Raw genomic sequence first — 17,116 nt, forward strand, 5'->3', positions numbered from 1 at the left:
TGGATATCGGTTATTCGGGCCTGTGCGCCTGAGGCGTCCCGTTCGCTGGTGCGCTCGGCCAGCGCGAAAATGACTGGCGAGCGTCCAGGTGGGTGCGGCCCAGTGTGGCGACCAGTGCGAGCATGGCGATGGCGAGCCCGAGATGAAGCCAGTCGTCAGGCTCATTCAGAGCAGCGCCGAAACCGCCCGAATTGTCGTAGCTGACGAACATGCCGTAGATGAAGACCACCAGGTACACAACACCGATGCCCGTGAGGTACGACTGGGCGCCATCGAAGGCGCGAGCAAGGGCTATTCCGGCGACACCGACTGTGAGGTACACGAGGTTCTGCATGACCGAAACCTCGAAGAGACCAAACAGTGCGGCGGCTGAGTTGTCTCCGGTAAGGCTGAGTTGTTCGGCATGTGTGGTGATTCCAGGAATGAACCCGATCAGCCCGACCACGGAAAAGACCGCGCCGACGACGAAAGCCGCTTTTTGGATCGGGATCTTGTGCTGCCGGGCCAAGTTCGACGGGGCCCTGAAATACGCTGCGGGCGATATCGCCCTGACTACGGACATTTTCCTCAATCAGTGGGTCACAGGGGGTGCTCCACGATTTTGGAAGCTATCGGTACTTGTTCGGCTTACCCGGGTGGGTCGATGCGCAAACCTTTACGCAGCGGGCGAAATCCTCATGTTGGCAAAGGTTTCGGATATCGATTTGGAGGTCGGCTGACTATCGCGACAGCACGGCCTCGATGGCGCTGACGACCTCGGGTGCGTCTGGCTCGGTCCGGGGCCGAAACCGCTTCACCACTTCGCCATCGGGGGCGACGAGAAACTTCTCGAAGTTCCACTGGATGTCGCCGGCCTTGCCATCGGCGTCGACGGCCTTGGTCAGTTCGGTGTAGAGCGGGTGGCGGCCATCGCCGTTGACGTCGGTCTTCTCTAACAGCGGGAACGTCACGCCATAAGTCGACGCGCAGAACGTCTGGATTTCTTCGGCCGTGCCCGGTTCCTGGCCCATGAACTGATTGCACGGAACCCCGACGACCGTCAGGCCCCGGTCGCCGTAGTCCTTGGCCAGCTTCTCCAATGCCGTGTACTGCGGAGTGAGTCCGCACTTCGAGGCGACGTTCACGACCAGCGTTGCACCAGAGGACAATTCGGCCAGGGTGGCGGACCTTCCGTCGAGGGTCGTCAGCGCGATGTTTTTGAGGGTCACGACGACGACGTTACTGCTCAGATCATTCGAGTGCCCATCGCCACTATGAAAGCTCCCGCCATACGCAGGCTATCCGGTCTAAACTAAGACGCGTGGCCCCGTCGGAGTTTTGACCGCTCTGCCGGGTATTTAGTTCCAAGACCTGTTATGGGACGTTCATACCGAAGGGCAACGGGGGATATGAACGGTGAACTGCGCACACTTAACAACGTCGAGCCGGACCCGCCTGGGCTCACGCCGGCCAGCGCCGCCCAGCACGTGGTGGAAAGCGTCAGCCGCGTCTTGGCCAAACCTCGATTCCGCGGCTGGATCCACGTCTACGCAGCAGTGACAGCGGTTGTCGCGGGTACGTCGCTGGTGGCGGCGTCTTGGGTCTTGGGCTCAACCGAAGCCGGGCTGGCGACCCTGCTCTACACGCTCGCTACGGTGCTGATGTTCAGCGTCAGTGCCACCTACCACCGCGTCCGTTGGCAATCCGAGACCGCGCACAAGTGGATGAAGCGGGCGGATCATTCCCTGATCTTCGTGTTCATCGCTGGTAGCTACACCCCGGTGGCGCTGCTGGCAATGCCGGGCCACGTCGGAAAAGTGGTGTTGTCGATTGTTTGGGGCGGCGCAGCGATCGGCGTCCTTTTGAAGATGCTGTGGCCCTCGGGGCCGGCCTGGGTAGGCGTGCCGCTCTACACGCTGCTGGGCTGGGTGGCCGTGTGGTTCATGGCCACGATCCTGCATAACGCCGGTTGGGTCGCGATGGTGCTGCTGTTCGTCGGCGGTGTGGTGTACACGGTCGGCGGCGTTCTCTATGCGCTGCGCTGGCCCGACCCGTGGCCGTCGACATTCGGGTTTCACGAAATTTTTCACGCTTGCACCGCAATCGCGGCGACCTGCCACTACAGCGCCATGTGGTTCGTCGTCTTCTAAACCTCAGGATTTGTAGACGTCGCTTTTGGGCGGCAAACGAAAACGCTTGCCGCCCAAAATGAGATGCCACGGGGGTTGTGGTCAATCGGCGACAAGTGTTTCACGACACACATCCTTACTCAGATGGCTACTGTGGGCTTGGCGCGGGTAATATTGTGTTGTCCGTGCTTGAAGAAACAGAGCGCAGACTGTTTCTCGCGGAATCGTCTTCAATGTCGCTGGCTGACCGGTCTTTAACGAAGCACTCGATCGCTTGACGGCCCCCCGGCGGCCCGTTCGACACAATGTCGCCTTGGTTCTCCAGCGTTAGGAATCCGAACGATGTTGTTACTCATGGTTTTTCTATGGCTTGTCACAGCTCTGTGGGGCATCGCGCACCGGATGAAGGATCGAGCTCCGCACGCCGTATGCCTCGACCGTAAGTGCGCTTGCAACGGTCGCGAGCCCGAGCCCTCCGACGGTACTGCGGACTGAGTCCGCGCTTCGGTGCGACTTTAACGATCAGCGTTGCGCCGGAGAACAATTCGGCCAACGCGTGGCCGATCTGCCGTCGACGCAAAACTGTTCGTTTCCATCAGGGGCCGGCGGGTGCGTTGGGTCCGCCCCGTGGGTACTGAAGCCGTTCTGGTCGTCGCGTTGCTGCCGGTAGCTCCGTGCTCCCACGCTCCTGCCGTGACTCCTCTCCCGGCAGACGTCGCCATCGTGCATGACTTTGCCGCCGCAGGTGACCTGGCTACTGGGACCCGAGACCAGGGTGCTTGCGCCGTAGTAATCTAGGAATTTTCCAGGTGTAGCGCGTGATCTTCCAATGACAGGCAGGGTGGCCGAAACCATCCGGTACACGCCGAACGACCAGGAGTCGACATGCAAATGCCCTCGCCCCGCTGGCTGGCCAGAGTCTCTTTGCCCATGCTCGTTGGCGCCGCTGTGGTCGGTGGCGCTGCGACTGCGACCGCGACCCCCGCTGATGACGCGTATTTGGCACAACTTCGCGCGGCCGGTCTGACGTGGCCACCCAATGCGGACGAGGCGGTCATCGGGGAGGCGCACCTCATCTGCTACGACCTCACCTGGGGTTGGACGCCACAACAGATCGCCGACGACGTTCACTCCCACATGGAGGCAAGAGGTGTGACGCTGCTGGAGACCGGATCGATGGTTAACGCCGCGCACTCGATCTACTGCCCCGGCAATGTCTGCGACGCTCCATCGCTCTGCACATAACGGCATGAACGGTAGCTCCGAGACAACAGCATCGCGGTCCGTGGCGGGCTAGATTGCCCGTATGCGCATTGTTCGCCTCCTCGGTGCCGTGTTGTCGATCCTCTTGGCGGGGCTACTCCTGGCGACCCCCGCCGGCGCGCAACCGCCGGACAAGCTGACCGATCACGTCACCGACAGCAACCGGGTGTTGACGGATTCCGGTCGGGCGTCCGTCAACTCGGCAATCGACCGGCTCAGCCGCGATCAGCACATCCAGCTGTGGGTGGTCTACGTCGACAACTTCAACAGGTTCAAGCCCGAAAACTGGGCCGAGCGCACTCGCGACGCCAGCGGGATGGGCGATCACGACGTGCTGCTGGCCGTGGCCACCAACACCAAGTTGTACACGTTCAACGTGCCGTCGCAGCTGCAAGGGATCCCAACCGACGAGTTAAACACTTTGCGGAGCAACAAGATTGAACCGGCGGTCAGCGAAAAGGACTGGGTCCGTGCCGCGGTCGCGGCAGCTGATGGGTTGAACAAGTCGCCGAATCCGGCGGCCAACGCACCGGCAAATGCTCCGAAGCGGTCATGGTTGCCGATCGCGATCGGGGTCGGTGTCGTCCTCGTTGTAGTGCTGGTCGCTTTCTTGCTCTTCCGCCGAAGTCGCGCGCGGGGCCACTCAGGCGGACAGGGGGCCATCGACGGGCGCGACCTTTCGTTGGGTCAGGCACTATCCACTGCTGACGACAGAGTGCGCCAGATCTCTGACTACGTGACCAAGTATCGGCAGGGCATCGGCACCGAGGCGCAACACCGATTCGACGAGGCGAAAAGGCATCTGGCCGCGGCGCGTGGCAAGCAGTCCAGCAACGAGCAGGAAGCCTTCGCCCACGCGAACGCGGCATCGACGCTGGCCGCGCAGGCACAGACGATGGCAAATGCCGACGTGCTCGCAGCGCACCGCACGCCGCGACGCGGAGGGAGCACATCCAGGCGATGATCGGCGCCGCATCCGAGATCCGATTCCTTCCCCTCGACGCCAGGCGGGTGGCGTACGAGATTCGTGGCGAAGGCCCACCCCTCGTCGTCCCGGCGTGGTGGGTGAGCCATCTCGAATTGGACTGGCAGAGCGCAGGATTCCGGCGGTTCTGGGAAGGCGTTGCGGACGGCTACACGCTGATTCGTTACGACCGCCTCGGCGTCGGCATGTCGGATCGCACGGTGCATGAGTCGGATCTCACCCTCGATATGGAGGTCGCGACGCTGCGCGCGTTGCTCGACGAACTCAACCTCGAGCGTGTCACGCTCATCGGTGGCTCGTGTGGGTGCTGCACCGCAATCGCCTTTGCCGCAGCGTTTCCGGAGCGCGTCGAGCGCCTGGTGCTGTACGGGTCCTACCCGGACGGCTCGGAGATCACGGCTCCGGGGGTGGGCGAGGCGATCATCGGGACGGTCCGTACGCACTGGGGACTCGGCTCGCGCCTACTCAGCGATATCTTCCTGCCCGCCGAAGAATCCGCCGAGCACGAACGGTTCGCGCGGCTGCAACGGGAGGCGGCGACCGCTGACGCCGCGGCGGCGTTGTTAGATCTCGTCTATCGGCTCGACGTACGTGCGCTTCTTCCTCTCGTCGACGTACCGACCACGGTGGTGCACCGTCGCGATGACCGCGCGGTCCCCTTCCGGCTCGGGCGTGAGGTCGCGGCCACCATCCCGGGTGCAAAATTTGTCCCATTGCAGGGGAGCGCGCACTTTTCGTGGCACGGTGATGTCGATTCTGTGGTGCGCGCGTGCCGTGAAGGGCTGGCTTCGGGTAGTTCAGCAACGCACGCGGCAACCGAACCGGCGCAGGTCCTGCTGTCTGGTCGTGAGCGTGAAATCCTCGCCTGCGTCGCGCGCGGTCTCAACGATCGCGAGATCGCCGAGCAGTTGGTGCTGAGCGCGCACACCGTGCACCGCCACGTCGCGAACATTCGCCGCAAGCTGGGTCGCACCTCACGGACGGCCGCAGTCGCCGAGGCCGCGCGCCTGGGACTCTTGTGAGATAGCCGGAACGGGCCATCTCCGCGAGATGGCCGCTTCGAGCGATGCGCGTGAGAGGGCGCCGCTCGTAGATTCGCGACATGACAGAAACCGTTAGCGCCGACATTCAGGTGACCCCGCCGTCGGGGGCGTGGATGCGGATCTTCGCCGCCCTCTACGAACCGTCTCTCTGGGTGGGGGAAATCGCCGGCATGCGCCGCAGGCGACGCGCGCTGCTGGGTGACGCCCGCGGCCGGGTCGTCGAGATCGGCGCGGGAACGGGCCTCAATATCGGGCTCTATCCCGACGGCATCGGCGAACTCGTGCTCACCGAGCCCGACGCACCGATGCGCCGAAAGCTCACGCGTCGCTTGGCGCGGGACGGTCGTATCGCACGGATCGTCGACGCCACTGCTGAGCGTTTACCGTTCGCCGATGCGTCCGTGGACACCGTTGTCTCGACCCTCGTACTCTGCACCGTGCCTGACCCTGAGCGCAGTTTGCGCGAGATAGCCCGGGTGCTCCGCCCGGATGGTCAGCTGCTGTTCGTCGAACACATACGGGCGAGCTCGCGATTCCTCGCGGCATGCCAGGACTACCTGTTTCGCCCCTGGCGTGGCTTCGCCGGCGGATGCTGCTGCAACCGAACGACTTTGGAGCTCATGCGGACGTGCGGGTTCACCGTCGCAGCCGAAGCCGCCGTGTGGCGCGGCATGCCGGCGATCGTGCGTCCGATCTTTGTCGGGCGGGCGACTCGGTGAACTGTTATTGCTCTGAGGAGCAGCCGCATCGCGCCTAACCCCGGCCCGTGGGCAGCTGTCCTTCAAAGCGCGAGTCACGTTGGGCCCCTACGTCACTGAGCATGCGCAACGAAAGTATCCGGCCACCGATCTGCACGTAGGAGCCGGGGCGCCATGTCGCGGGCTGCCAGGGAGCAAGCCTGGTCCAACCCTGCTGGGCAGGTTCGCGCACAAAGACCCCGTTGGTGGAGTCACGGTCGACGAGAACCACCTCTGCGTTGACAATCCGCACTTCCACATGGGCACGGGACATCCGGCCCGCGTGATCATCGATCGGCACGGGATGAAGTCCCTGGCGCACGGCATCCGAACTTTGTGGGTCTCGTCCGATGACGCAGTCTCGGTCGATCTCGAATCGGGAGCCATCCTCTAGGAAAACCCACGGTCGCGAATGGGATTCGATCCGTGGATCAGAAATTCTGCTGCTGGGTGCGGACGCTTGGGGCTGCGGTGCCGACACGGCGCGCGGCGACCAGATGACGGCGCCTTGCCCCGGCACGGTTCCCCCGGTGAGCTTGTAAACGCCATTCGAATCAGCGGAGGCGCGCGGTCGCTGGATCCATTCGTCGACCGTGATGACCGCGGCAACCGCCGGCACGGGCACGGACCGGTGCAGCAGCCGTCCGCGGCCGTGCAAGAGGGTCTCTTCGATGCGGTTGTCGAGCGCGACGGTCACACTGCCACAAAGCAATATCTCGAGACCTGCCGGTGTGGGCATGACGATGCCGATGTCCACCAGTGTGTGCGTCCAGGGTTCCCGCGAGAGTTTCGCGAATGCACTGACCAACTTCTGCGGGTCGGTTCGCCCGACCATGTCGACCATCGCTGCCATCTGCTGCGCTGCGGTCGACTGTTGGGTCAGCGGTGTTCGATCACGATGTGCCACAACGATAACCGTGCCGTTGACATTGGCCACCAGGTGCTGACCGGGAATGACCTCGACCTCGCTAAGCGGCGGCGCCGGCGGGCGTCCGACCGCGACGGGTTCCTGAACAACTGGCGGCGCGGCCGGAACCGGGACCTCGGGTGTCGGTGCCACCGGCGCTGCCGCAGGCACCACTTCCACCGCATCCGACGGGCCTTCGCTGATGCCGATGCGAGAGTGCAGCCAGCGCAACGGCTTTGGCGCCCACCAGTTGAGGTCGCCGGCGACCTGCAGGAATGCCGGGACGACGATGCCGCGAATGACCGTCGCGTCGATGACGACGGCCAGTGCCGTGCCGATGCCGAACATCTTCATGAAGGACAGCCCGTTGGCGAACGAGATCAACGTGATCGTCAACAGCAGTGCGGCGCTGGTGACGATTCGGCCCACCCGGCCCAGTCCGATGACGGTGGAAGCGGTGTTCGACAATCCCGAGTCGCGGGCCTCCTTGATGCGGCTGAGCAGGAAGATCTCGTAGTCGACGGACAAGCTGAATGCGATCGCGCAGAGCAGTACGACCATCGACGGGTTCAGCGGCGCGGGAGTGATGCCCAGCAGTGCGGCGCCGTGGCCTTCTTGGAAGATCCAGACCATCACGCCCAGAACCGCGCTCAGCACAAGAAGATTCAGCAGCAGGGCCTTGACCGGCACCACCACACTGCCCGTGAACAGGAACAGCAGAATGAATGTGGAAACGGCAATCAGGCTGATTGCCAACGGAAGCCGATCGGCGATCGCAGCACGACTGTCGATCAACGTGGCGGTCGGACCACCCACCTCGACCTGATGGCCGGTGATCTTTGTGCGGATGTCACGCACGAGGTGTTGCGCGGTGTCTGAGTCGGCCTGAACCGACAAGTAGACGAATGCGTAACTGGCGCCGCTGACCTCGGGCTTCGGCCCAGCGGGCTGGCCGTGTTCATACCTACCGATAGGGCCGGTGACCAGGACGACACCGTCCATTTTCGACACCTCGGGAGCAAGGTTCTGCAGCACGCCGGCGTCGTTGCGGGTTACCAGCGTGATCGACTGCGAGGGGTCGAGCTGAAAGTCCTTCTGCAGCGATTCGGCCACTAAACGTGCATCGGAGTCCGTCGGCAGCGCGCGCTCATCCGGTGTTGTGTACTGGGTGCTGAGGAAGGGAATCCCTAATCCCAACAACACTGCGACCACCGGCAATGCATAGAGGAGCGGGTGTCGTGTCACCACCTCGGCGAAACGTCGCCAGAACAGCGAATCGGCCGAGGGCGACACTTTGCGCCGGATGATCGACAGCGAATCGACACGCTTGCCGAGCAGCGCCAGCAATGCGGGCAGCACGACGATCGCGCTGAACGCGGACAGAATCACCGTGGCGGTTGCCGAAATACCGACCGAGCGCAGGAAGTAGGTGGGAAACACCAGCAGGCTGATCATCGCCAAAGTGACTGTGGCAGCGCTGAACAGGATGGTGCGCCCGGCGGTGGTGACGGTCGCGATGATGGCCGCGTGATGCTCCTTGCCTTTGGCGCGCTCTTCACGGAACCGCGACACCATCAGCAGGCCGAAGTCGATGGACAACCCAAGGCCGAACGCGGTTGCCACGGTGAGAGCGTGCACCGACACATCGGTGATCGTCGTCAGCAGCAGCAACACCGACAGGGTGGAGACGATGGAGATGACGCCGACCACTATCGGCAGTAATGCGGCGACCAGTCCGCCGAACACGACGACCAGCACGGCCAACGAGATGGGCACCGCAATGCTCTCGCTGGTCTTGAGGTCGTGTTTGACCTTGTCCCGGATCTCTTGCTGCACCCCGAGGGAGCCGCCGGCCCGCACGTTGACGTTCGGGTCCTTGGGCAGGCCGGCGATCAGCCGCTTGGCCGTTTCGGAGGCTTCGTCCGCGGTTCCCCCGACGTGCACGAGCATGAGGCCGGAGCGGCCGTCCTTGCTGCGCAGGTCGCCGGCGCCGTCGTCGCTGAAGGATCGGGTGACCTTGGCTTTTGGTTCGGTCGCGACGAGTTTCAGCACTTGATCCCGCACTGCCGTGACGCCTGGGCTCTCAACGTTGCCCTCGCGCGGGACCAGTTGGATGACCAGATTCGAGGTGGTGCCGAAATGCTGATCGAGGTATTCGTCGGCTTGCGACGATTCTGATGCCGGGTCGGTGTTTCCGCCTGTGCCCAGCTGTTTAGAGACCGAGCTACCGAGTGCGATGCTGCTGCCGAGCAAGATCAGGACGACCGCCAACATCAGCTTGGGATGTCGCACGGTGAATGCGGCCAGTCGGCTCAACATGTCAGGGCCTTCCCCGGGCGGGTGATCGTCATGCTGATCTCAGGAGTATGCCGTGTTTGCTGCGACGCTGGCCACGTTCACGTCGGACACGACTCACCAATGCTGGATAGCTTCGCCAATATCCACTTAACTGCCGACATGTACATCAGCCCGGTCAGTGTTCTGACGTCCACCGCCGCCATCGGTAGCGCCGCCGTCGGCGGCCTGTTCTTCGCGTTTTCCAGCTTCGTGATGCGTGGTCTGAACCGCATCAATCCGGTCGATGCGATCATCGCGATGCGCGGCATCAACGCTGAGGCACAGGTGAACGCGCCGTTCCTGTCGTTGTTCTTCGGCTCGGCCCTGGCCGCACTGGTCGTCGGCGTCATCGCGGTAGTACAGCTACGCAAACCCGGCAGCGCATTCCTGCTCGCCGGTGCAATTCTGGCGGTCGTAGCGGTTCTCGTCACCGCCGCTTTCAATGTGCCGCTGAACAATCAGCTGGACAGCGTCACCACGACGGCGGATCCCGCCGGGGTGTGGCGCGCCTACGCGGACCCATGGACCTGGTGGAACCACATCCGCACCGTCTGCCCGTTGATCGGTGCGGTGCTGCTCACTGTCGGGCTCGGACGGCGCTAGAGCGAAAAGGCAATCCGGAAAGCGCAATAGCGATCCGATTAGCGCCGCAAACCGCGGCGGAAGGAAGGCGGCCGTTGCGCGACGGTTAGGTTGAGCGCAATGGGCAACTTTGTCTCGAAAGGTCAAGACCCCGAGCAATCCGCATTCGGCTGGCAGAGCCGGCACGCGTTGGTGGGCCGCGTGCACGAACAGGTCGACGAGCTGGCAGCAGCCCGCGACCAGATGGAACACCTGGTTCGGGTCATCGTCGAGATCGGTTCAGACCTGGACCTGGACGTGACGCTGCACAGGATCGTTAAAGCGGCGATGGAATTGACCGGTGCCCGATACGGCGCGTTGGGTATCCGCGGATCCGACGGCACCTTGACTACCTTTGTTCAGTCGGGAATCCAGGGCGACATGGCACGCCAACTCGGCAACGTGCGTGTGGGAGACGGGATCCGCCTTGACGACGTGGGCGCTCACCCACAGGCCATCGGGCTGCACGCGCACGACCCGCCGCTGCATGCTCTCCTCGGCATACCGATCACCGTGCGCGGAGCTGACTTCGGCAGCCTGTACCTGGTCGACGACCGGCCCGGTCTGGTCTTCTCCGAATTCCAAGAAACCGCCGTGCGTGCGCTGGCGACGGCGGCTGCCGCCGCCATCGACAACGCGAGGCTGTTCGCGCGTGAACGTGAATCGGCGAAATGGACGAATGCCAGTCGCGAAATCACGACCGCACTGCTTTCCGGCGACCCGCAGAACGGGCCGTTGCAGCTCATCGTGAACCGCGCGTTGGAATTGGCCGACGCGGAGCAGGCGATTTTGCTGATTCCCGCAGAACCAGACCTGCCGGCCGATGAAGTGGACACCCTGATCGTGGCTGCGACGGCGGGCAGGTACTCCTCGGAAGTGATCGGTCGCCAGGTCCCCATGGCCGGCTCCACCACCGGCGGTGTGGCGCGCCGCGGTCTGCCGTTGATCACCGATTCCTTTGCCTACCCGATCGAGGGGTTCACCGATGTCGGTGAACGTCCGGCGATCGTGATGCCGTTGATTGCCCAGGATGCGGTGCTCGGCGTGATCGCTGTCGCGCGCCACCCGCAACAGCCGTCCTTCGGCAACGACTACCTCGAACTTGTCAGTGACTTCGCCGGGCACGCCTCAATCGCACTGGCTCTGGCGGCAGGTCGCGAACACGCCCTCAACCAGGAACTCGCGCAAGCGGACACGGTGGAAGAGGCATTGCATGTCGCGGCAGAGGAACTGCGGCGACTCTGGCGGGCGCGTCGCGTTCTGGCCATCACGTTCCCTTCCGGCAGGTCATCCGCCGGAACCAACTACGGGCCCCCGCGGATCGTGTCGGTCGGCGAGTCCGTCGAGTGGCTTGACTTGCCGTCCGAAACTCAGCAGATGTTGTACGCATTGCGCGACGGCGACCTGCTGACACCCAATACGTCGAGGCCCGGGACGGCAGGCATTGCGCTGCAGCACCCCGAAGGAGTCCTCGTCGTCTGGATCGATCTGACCGAGCAACGGCCGTTCAATCTGGAAGACCAGACTCTGCTGACGGTCCTCGGGGGCCGCCTGGGACAGGGACTGCAGCGGGTCTACCAGGTCGACCAGCAGCGCGAGACCGCGCTGGCGCTCCAACACGCGATCCTGGGCCCCGCCCATCTCCCGGCCGGATTCGTGGCGCGCTATCAGGCCGCGAGCCGGCCATTGCAGGTCGGCGGCGACTGGTACGACGTCATCGACCTGGACGACGGGCGCATTGCTCTGGTCGTCGGCGACTGCGTAGGCCATGACCTCGCCGCCGCTACCGTCATGGGCCAGGTCCGCAGCGCTTGCCGGGCACTGCTCTTCGAAAACCCCAGCCCGGGCGCCGCGCTACAAGGGATGGACCGCTTCGCTGCCCGGTTGCCAGGTGCCCAATGCACCACCGCCGTCTGTGCGGTGCTCGATCCCGAGACCGGCGAGCTGGAATATTCCAGCGCCGGGCACCCGCCGCCCCTGCTGGTCCACGCCGACGGCACCACGCAGATCCTCGACGATGGCCACACCATTGCGTTGGGAGTGCGGCGCGACTGGCCGCGACCGGCAGCCCGGGTGACCTTGCCGGCACGCGCGACGCTGGCGCTCTACACCGACGGTCTGGTCGAACGACGTCGCAAGACCTTGGAGGACGGCATCTCCCGCCTCGCGTCTGTCGTGCAGGGTGCCCAGGCCAGCACGCTGGACGAGTTGGCCAACGAGGTCATGTCCGACCTCGCGCCGAGCAGCGGTTACCAGGACGACGTCGTGCTACTTCTGTATCGCCACCCCGGCCCGCTGGAGCTGGAATTTCCCGCCCAAGCCGGCCAACTTGCCGCCACTCGCAGCGCCCTGCGTGACTGGTTGACCAAGGCCAGCGTGCAGCCCGAGCAGTCCATGAAGGTGCTCATCGCCGCCGGCGAAGCAGTCTCCAACGCCATCGAGCACGGTCACCGCGACCGTCCGGAAGGCACCATCACCCTGGGCGCGATCGCACTCAGCGATCGGGTGCAGCTGACCATCACGGACACCGGCTCGTGGAAAGCTCCGCGGCAGGTCGCTGACGTCCAGCGCGGTCGCGGCATCGGCTTCATGCGTCAGCTGATGCAAGACATCACCATTGACACGGACGACACTGGAACCACCGTTCACCTATCCGCGAGGATCACCTGATGTCAACGTCGCTCACACTGGACACCGCACGCAGCGAGGACGGCAGGCTCGTGCTGACCGCAGCGGGGGAGGTCGACCTGAGCAACATCGACGCGTTCAGTCAGGCGCTCGTCGCTGCCAGCGCCGAGGCCGCGAGCGGCGGCCAAAGACTCACCGTCGATCTCAGTGCCGTGGAATACCTCGACAGCGCTGCTATCAACGCTCTGTTTTCCCGCGCCGACGACATTGAGCTCATCGCCAACCCCTTGCTGTCATCCGTGTTCGCCGTGAGCGGCCTGGATGAGCTGGTCAGGATTGAATCCGTGTCGCCGAAAGAGGAAGCCTGATCGATCGCTCATGTTTCGAACGCATGTGCGATGGATACTCGAGTTGGATGACTGACAGCATTCAACAAGCGCCGCAGGAAAATCCCGAGAAAGATCCGTCCGACTGGGTCACCGGCGATGAGCCGATGACCGGTCCACAGCGCAGTTACTTGGAAACACTGGCCCAGGAGGCCGAGCGCGAGGTTCCCGGCGACTTGACCAAAGCAAAAGCCTCGGAGCTCATCGACGAATTGCAGCGGCAAACGGGTCGGGGTGTCAGCTGAGCTCTCAAATCAAGAACCTCTAGCCCTCGGGTAGCGCTCTGGCACGATGAGGCAGTGCCGGCACGGTCGTCAGAGGTCGAGCTTGCCGGCGAAAGCCGTTCCGGGGCACGTTGGCGGGGCAACCCGTGGCGCGGTGGCGTCATATCCTTCGTCGTCTACCTAGTCGGGGCCGTCATCTGCACAATCGGCGCCTGGCGCGACCCGACATCGGGTTGGGCCGGAACCTGCTGCGATCAGGACCAGACAATCTGGTACCTCGGTTGGACACCGCACGCGCTCGCCAACGGCCTCGATCCGTTCGTCACGACCCAGATCGGTGCGCCCGATGGCGTGAACCTGATGTGGAACACTCCGATGACGCTGCTCGGGCTCCTCGGCTGGCTCCCGGCGAAAATCGGCGGACCCGTCTTCGCTTTCAACGTGCTGATGGTGGTTGGCATCGCCCTCGGCGGCTTCACCGCCTGGCTCGCGATCCGCCGCTGGACCGGCGACGGGTCCGGCCCTCTGGTCGGTGGCGCGGTCTACGCGTTTTCGCCGTACGTCGCGTCCCACGCAGCACTGCACCTGAACCTCGCCACGGCCTGGGTTGCGCCGCTATTGCTCATCGTGCTCGACGAGGTCTTGGTGACCCGGCGTCGACCGCCGTGGCAAGCGGGGATGGCGCTGGGCGTCCTCGGCGCGGCCCAATTGTTGATCACCGAGGAGATGCTCGCGACGAGCGCCGTGGCGGCGGGAGTGCTGGTCTGCGTCTTGGCGGTGGCGCGCCGCGACGGGCAGGTCGCAACGCGTTGTCGCGACGGAGCGGCCCGACTCATCCCCGCGCTCGGGGTCGCCGCGATGATGTTTCTCGTGCTCGCGGCGTGGCCGCTCGCTGTCCAGTTCTTTGGGCCGCAACGGATCAGCGAGCGGGTTCAGGACCCCAGGACATTCTCGACCGATCTGCTGAACCTCGTCCTGCCGACTCCATACCAACTGGCCGCCCCCGCGGCGGCGACGCGAATTTCCCACCAATTCAGCGGTCTCTACCACGAGGCGACCGCCTACCTCGGCGTGCCGCTGCTTGTGCTTCTCGTCGTCGCGGCGGTGCGGCAGTGGGAGGACCTACGAATCCGCGTCGCCAGCGTCACCGGGGTGCTGCTGCTCGTGCTTTCCTTCGGGCCATGGCTGCATGTTGGCGGGAAGGTTCTCCGCATCCCGCTGCCGTGGCTGCCCTTTGAAAAGCTGCCGCTCTTGAAACATGTTCTGCCGGGCCGCTTTACGCTTTTCGTCTGGCTCGCGGTCGCCGTGATCATCGGGCTCGTCATCCGACGGGCGACCACCGTTGCTGCGCGACCGGCCACGCAGTGGTTGCTGGCCGTGGTCGTGACGCTGGTACCGATCCTCCCGGCTCCGTTGGATCGGATGCCGGCCTACACACCCACCTACTTCCGCGAGTGGGCGAGCCATCACATCGGGCCCGACGAGATCGTCCTCGTGGCACCGTATTCCATCGACGGGGAACTGACCGCACCCATGCGATGGGCTGCCGAGACCGGCTACGGACTGCGAATGGCCGAGGCCTACGCGTACATGCCGCAACCGGATGGCGGGACGGCGTCCGGGCCGCCGCCAACACGGCTTTCCTTGATCATGCGAGCGATTCAGAGTGGCAAGGACGCGCCGCCGGCGCGCGGCGAGGTCCGCGCACAGGTCGCCGCCAACCTGCAGTACGGGGACATTCGTCATGTGATCGTCGGGCCTATGCAGCACTGGGAGGCGATGCTCGCGTTTTTCACCGACCTCTTCGGGCGGGCGCCCGAGCGGGTGGGCGGCATCGCGATTTGGCGGGACGTCAACGCCTGGGGTGTGGTCGGAGCGCCAGCCTAGCTGGTGGCGTACGTTGACAGCTTCATCTTTCGCGTATCCAATGATGCTGCCTGACAAAGAAATCCCCGAGGTTGGGAGAGCATTCACATGCGCATCGGAATGATGGTCGGTTCGGACAAGGAGCGTTCCCGCACCGACCGTCTGCCCGGCTTGCTGGCCGACGCCGCCGCCGCGGAGAGTGCGGGATTTTCGTCGTTCTGGATGCCGCAGGTCCCCGGCTACCTCGATGCGATGACCGCGGTGGCGCTGATCGGCCAAGTGACGCAACGTATCGAACTCGGGACGGCGGTGGTGCCGATCCAGACCCGGCACCCACTGATCATGGCGCAACAGGCATTGACGACGGACGCCGCGTGCGGTGGCCGATTCACCCTCGGGTTGGGCCCATCGCATCACTGGATAATCCGCGATCAATTGGGGCTTGCCTACGACAAGCCCGCCCATCTGGTGCGCGACTATCTCGACGTGTTGGCGGCGGCATTTGCGGGGCCCGGCGCAGTTCAGGTCGAGAATGCGACCTACCGGGTCAATGGGTCTATCGACGTTGCCGACACGGCCGGGACGACGATTCTGCTTGCCGCACTTGGACCTACGATGCTGCGCATTGCCGGTGAGCGGGCAGGCGGCACCATCCTGTGGATGGCGGACGAACGTGCGATCGGCGATCACGTCGCCCCGCGCATCAATGCGGCGGCGACTGCTGTCGGTCGGGATGCGCCGCGGATTGTCGCCGGTGTGCCGGTCGCGCTCTGCGCCAGCAGCCAGGTGGACGACGCTCGGGCTTATGCCAGCGACATTCTGGGTCACGCGGATTTCTCGCCGAACTACGTCCGCCTGCTGGAACAAGGCGACGCGCAGGATGTCGGCGACACCATGGCCGTCGGCGACGAATCCGCAGTGCTCGCGCGGTTGCGTCGCTATCGCGACGCCGGCGTGACAGATCTCGCGACACGAATTGTGCCGCTGGGCGACGATGCGGCGGCGCGCACGGCGTCGCGACTGCGGACCCAGGAGTTACTCGCCTCGATCTGCCCCGAGCTCTAAATCCTTGCTGCGGGCGATGTTTTCCACGATGATCTGACAGGCCGTGTCGTAGAAGGCACTGATCAAGGTAGAGAAGGAGAGCTCGAAGGGATAGATCATGTGGACGGCCAGCGGATCCAGGTTCCAGCCGGGCAGGATCGGCACGATGCTGCCGTCGCGCAGTTCCGTGGTGCAGATGATCTGAGTCGGCATGGCTCCGATCCCGAGGCCCTGCAAGATGTACTGCTTGCACACCTGAAAGTTATTGGCGCGGGCACGTACCGGAGGTGACAACTCGTATCGTCGCTTGTACCGGCTCACCGTGAGTTTGCGCGGACCACCGAACCCGAAGTCGATGAAGGGCAGGTCATTCAACTGGGTCGGCACCGTGATGGGCGCCGTCAGTCGACTCACGAAATCCGGTGACGCGCACAGAAACAGCTTCAGATCAAAGACTTTTCGCGCGATAAGCGTGGAATCCTGCAGTGGTCCCGGGCCGAAGACGACGTCGAAGCCGTCTTTGATCGGGTCGACCATGTTGTCGACCAATCGGATGTCCAAGCGCGACTGGGGATATCGCTGCAGAAACGTGGCCCCCACCCGGGATGCATAATCGATGCCGACGAATACCGGTATCGCAACCCGCAATTCGCCCTGCGGTTCCTGCTTGCTGCTCTCGACCAGGGCGCGCACGCCGTTGGCCTCGGACAGGATGTTCACGGCGTGGTGGTACACCTTCTCGCCGAGATCGGTGACGGTGAGCTGATGGGTGTTCTTGCGCAGCAGCTTGATGCCGAGGTCGGATTCCAGTTTGGTCAGTTTGCGGCTGACCGTGGATTTCGGTAGGCCCAGCAACGCGGCCGCCTTCGACAGGCTGCGGCTTTCAACGACCTTGCCGAATATGAGCAAGGCATCGAGGTCGAAGGACGGCTTCTGTTCCATGGGCTTGTTCCAACTATGCAACAGG

Annotated in this window: 15 protein-coding genes; 11 read left to right on the plus strand and 4 right to left on the minus strand. The window is 64.1% G+C overall.

Annotated elements, in window-relative coordinates; all coding sequences use genetic code 11:
- Positions 1-10: 10 nt before the first annotated feature.
- The gene (locus ACZY1I_RS16100) at positions 11-562 is read right to left on the minus strand and encodes a DUF4383 domain-containing protein (protein WP_463755434.1); all 552 of its coding nucleotides are present in this window, start codon (positions 560-562) and stop codon (positions 11-13) included.
- 157 nt (positions 563-719) lie between these two features.
- Complete coding sequence (locus ACZY1I_RS16105) at positions 720-1,208, minus strand: glutathione peroxidase (RefSeq protein WP_463755435.1); 489 nt, start codon at positions 1,206-1,208, stop codon at positions 720-722.
- Between the two features lie 180 nt (positions 1,209-1,388).
- Here ACZY1I_RS16105 and trhA point away from each other — a divergent pair, with 180 nt between their 5' ends.
- The 5 genes from trhA (at position 1,389) to ACZY1I_RS16130 (ending at position 6,118) form a co-directional block, all read left to right on the plus strand.
- A complete protein-coding gene (trhA, locus tag ACZY1I_RS16110; protein ID WP_463755436.1) occupies positions 1,389-2,129 on the plus strand; it encodes a PAQR family membrane homeostasis protein TrhA in 741 nt (246 codons plus the stop codon).
- An 864-nt stretch (positions 2,130-2,993) separates the two neighbouring features.
- On the plus strand, positions 2,994-3,353 hold the full coding sequence (locus ACZY1I_RS16115; protein WP_463755437.1) for a DUF732 domain-containing protein: 360 nt from the start codon (positions 2,994-2,996) through the stop codon (positions 3,351-3,353).
- 61 nt (positions 3,354-3,414) lie between these two features.
- Positions 3,415-4,335 carry a TPM domain-containing protein gene (locus ACZY1I_RS16120; RefSeq protein ID WP_463755438.1) on the plus strand — a complete coding sequence of 307 codons (921 nt, stop codon included), beginning with the start codon at positions 3,415-3,417 and terminating at the stop codon, positions 4,333-4,335.
- Complete coding sequence (locus tag ACZY1I_RS16125; RefSeq protein WP_463755439.1) at positions 4,332-5,378, plus strand: alpha/beta fold hydrolase; 1,047 nt, start codon at positions 4,332-4,334, stop codon at positions 5,376-5,378. The genes ACZY1I_RS16120 and ACZY1I_RS16125 overlap by 4 nt, the downstream gene beginning before the upstream one ends.
- Positions 5,379-5,458: 80 nt before the next feature.
- Entirely contained in the window at positions 5,459-6,118 is a 660-nt protein-coding gene (locus tag ACZY1I_RS16130; protein ID WP_463755440.1) for a class I SAM-dependent methyltransferase, read from the plus strand.
- A gap of 34 nt (positions 6,119-6,152) precedes the next feature.
- Here the strand turns inward: ACZY1I_RS16130 and ACZY1I_RS16135 are convergent, their stop codons facing one another.
- Complete coding sequence (locus ACZY1I_RS16135) at positions 6,153-9,362, minus strand: MMPL family transporter (protein ID WP_463755441.1); 3,210 nt, start codon at positions 9,360-9,362, stop codon at positions 6,153-6,155.
- A gap of 99 nt (positions 9,363-9,461) precedes the next feature.
- Here ACZY1I_RS16135 and ACZY1I_RS16140 point away from each other — a divergent pair, with 99 nt between their 5' ends.
- The 6 genes from ACZY1I_RS16140 (at position 9,462) to ACZY1I_RS16165 (ending at position 16,170) form a co-directional block, all read left to right on the plus strand.
- A complete protein-coding gene (locus tag ACZY1I_RS16140; RefSeq protein ID WP_463755442.1) occupies positions 9,462-9,983 on the plus strand; it encodes an anthrone oxygenase family protein in 522 nt (173 codons plus the stop codon).
- 99 nt (positions 9,984-10,082) lie between these two features.
- On the plus strand, positions 10,083-12,671 hold the full coding sequence (locus tag ACZY1I_RS16145; protein ID WP_463755443.1) for a SpoIIE family protein phosphatase: 2,589 nt from the start codon (positions 10,083-10,085) through the stop codon (positions 12,669-12,671).
- Positions 12,671-12,997 carry an STAS domain-containing protein gene (locus tag ACZY1I_RS16150; protein ID WP_463755444.1) on the plus strand — a complete coding sequence of 109 codons (327 nt, stop codon included), beginning with the start codon at positions 12,671-12,673 and terminating at the stop codon, positions 12,995-12,997. Before ACZY1I_RS16145 ends, ACZY1I_RS16150 begins: the two co-directional genes overlap by 1 nt.
- Before the next feature lie 47 nt (positions 12,998-13,044).
- Positions 13,045-13,260 carry a DUF3072 domain-containing protein gene (locus ACZY1I_RS16155; RefSeq protein ID WP_463755445.1) on the plus strand — a complete coding sequence of 72 codons (216 nt, stop codon included), beginning with the start codon at positions 13,045-13,047 and terminating at the stop codon, positions 13,258-13,260.
- A 54-nt stretch (positions 13,261-13,314) separates the two neighbouring features.
- Positions 13,315-15,126 (plus strand): DUF6311 domain-containing protein, encoded by a 1,812-nt coding sequence (locus ACZY1I_RS16160; RefSeq protein ID WP_463755446.1) that lies wholly within the window; start codon positions 13,315-13,317, stop codon positions 15,124-15,126.
- A gap of 87 nt (positions 15,127-15,213) precedes the next feature.
- Positions 15,214-16,170 carry a TIGR03564 family F420-dependent LLM class oxidoreductase gene (locus ACZY1I_RS16165; protein WP_463755447.1) on the plus strand — a complete coding sequence of 319 codons (957 nt, stop codon included), beginning with the start codon at positions 15,214-15,216 and terminating at the stop codon, positions 16,168-16,170.
- Here the strand turns inward: ACZY1I_RS16165 and ACZY1I_RS16170 are convergent.
- Positions 16,141-17,091, minus strand: a complete 951-nt coding sequence (locus ACZY1I_RS16170; RefSeq protein ID WP_463755448.1) for a LysR family transcriptional regulator — start codon at positions 17,089-17,091, stop codon at positions 16,141-16,143. The genes ACZY1I_RS16165 and ACZY1I_RS16170 overlap by 30 nt on opposite strands.
- Positions 17,092-17,116 lie beyond the last annotated feature (25 nt).

It is taken from the genome of Mycobacterium sp. IDUB_37 (assembly GCF_055419245.1).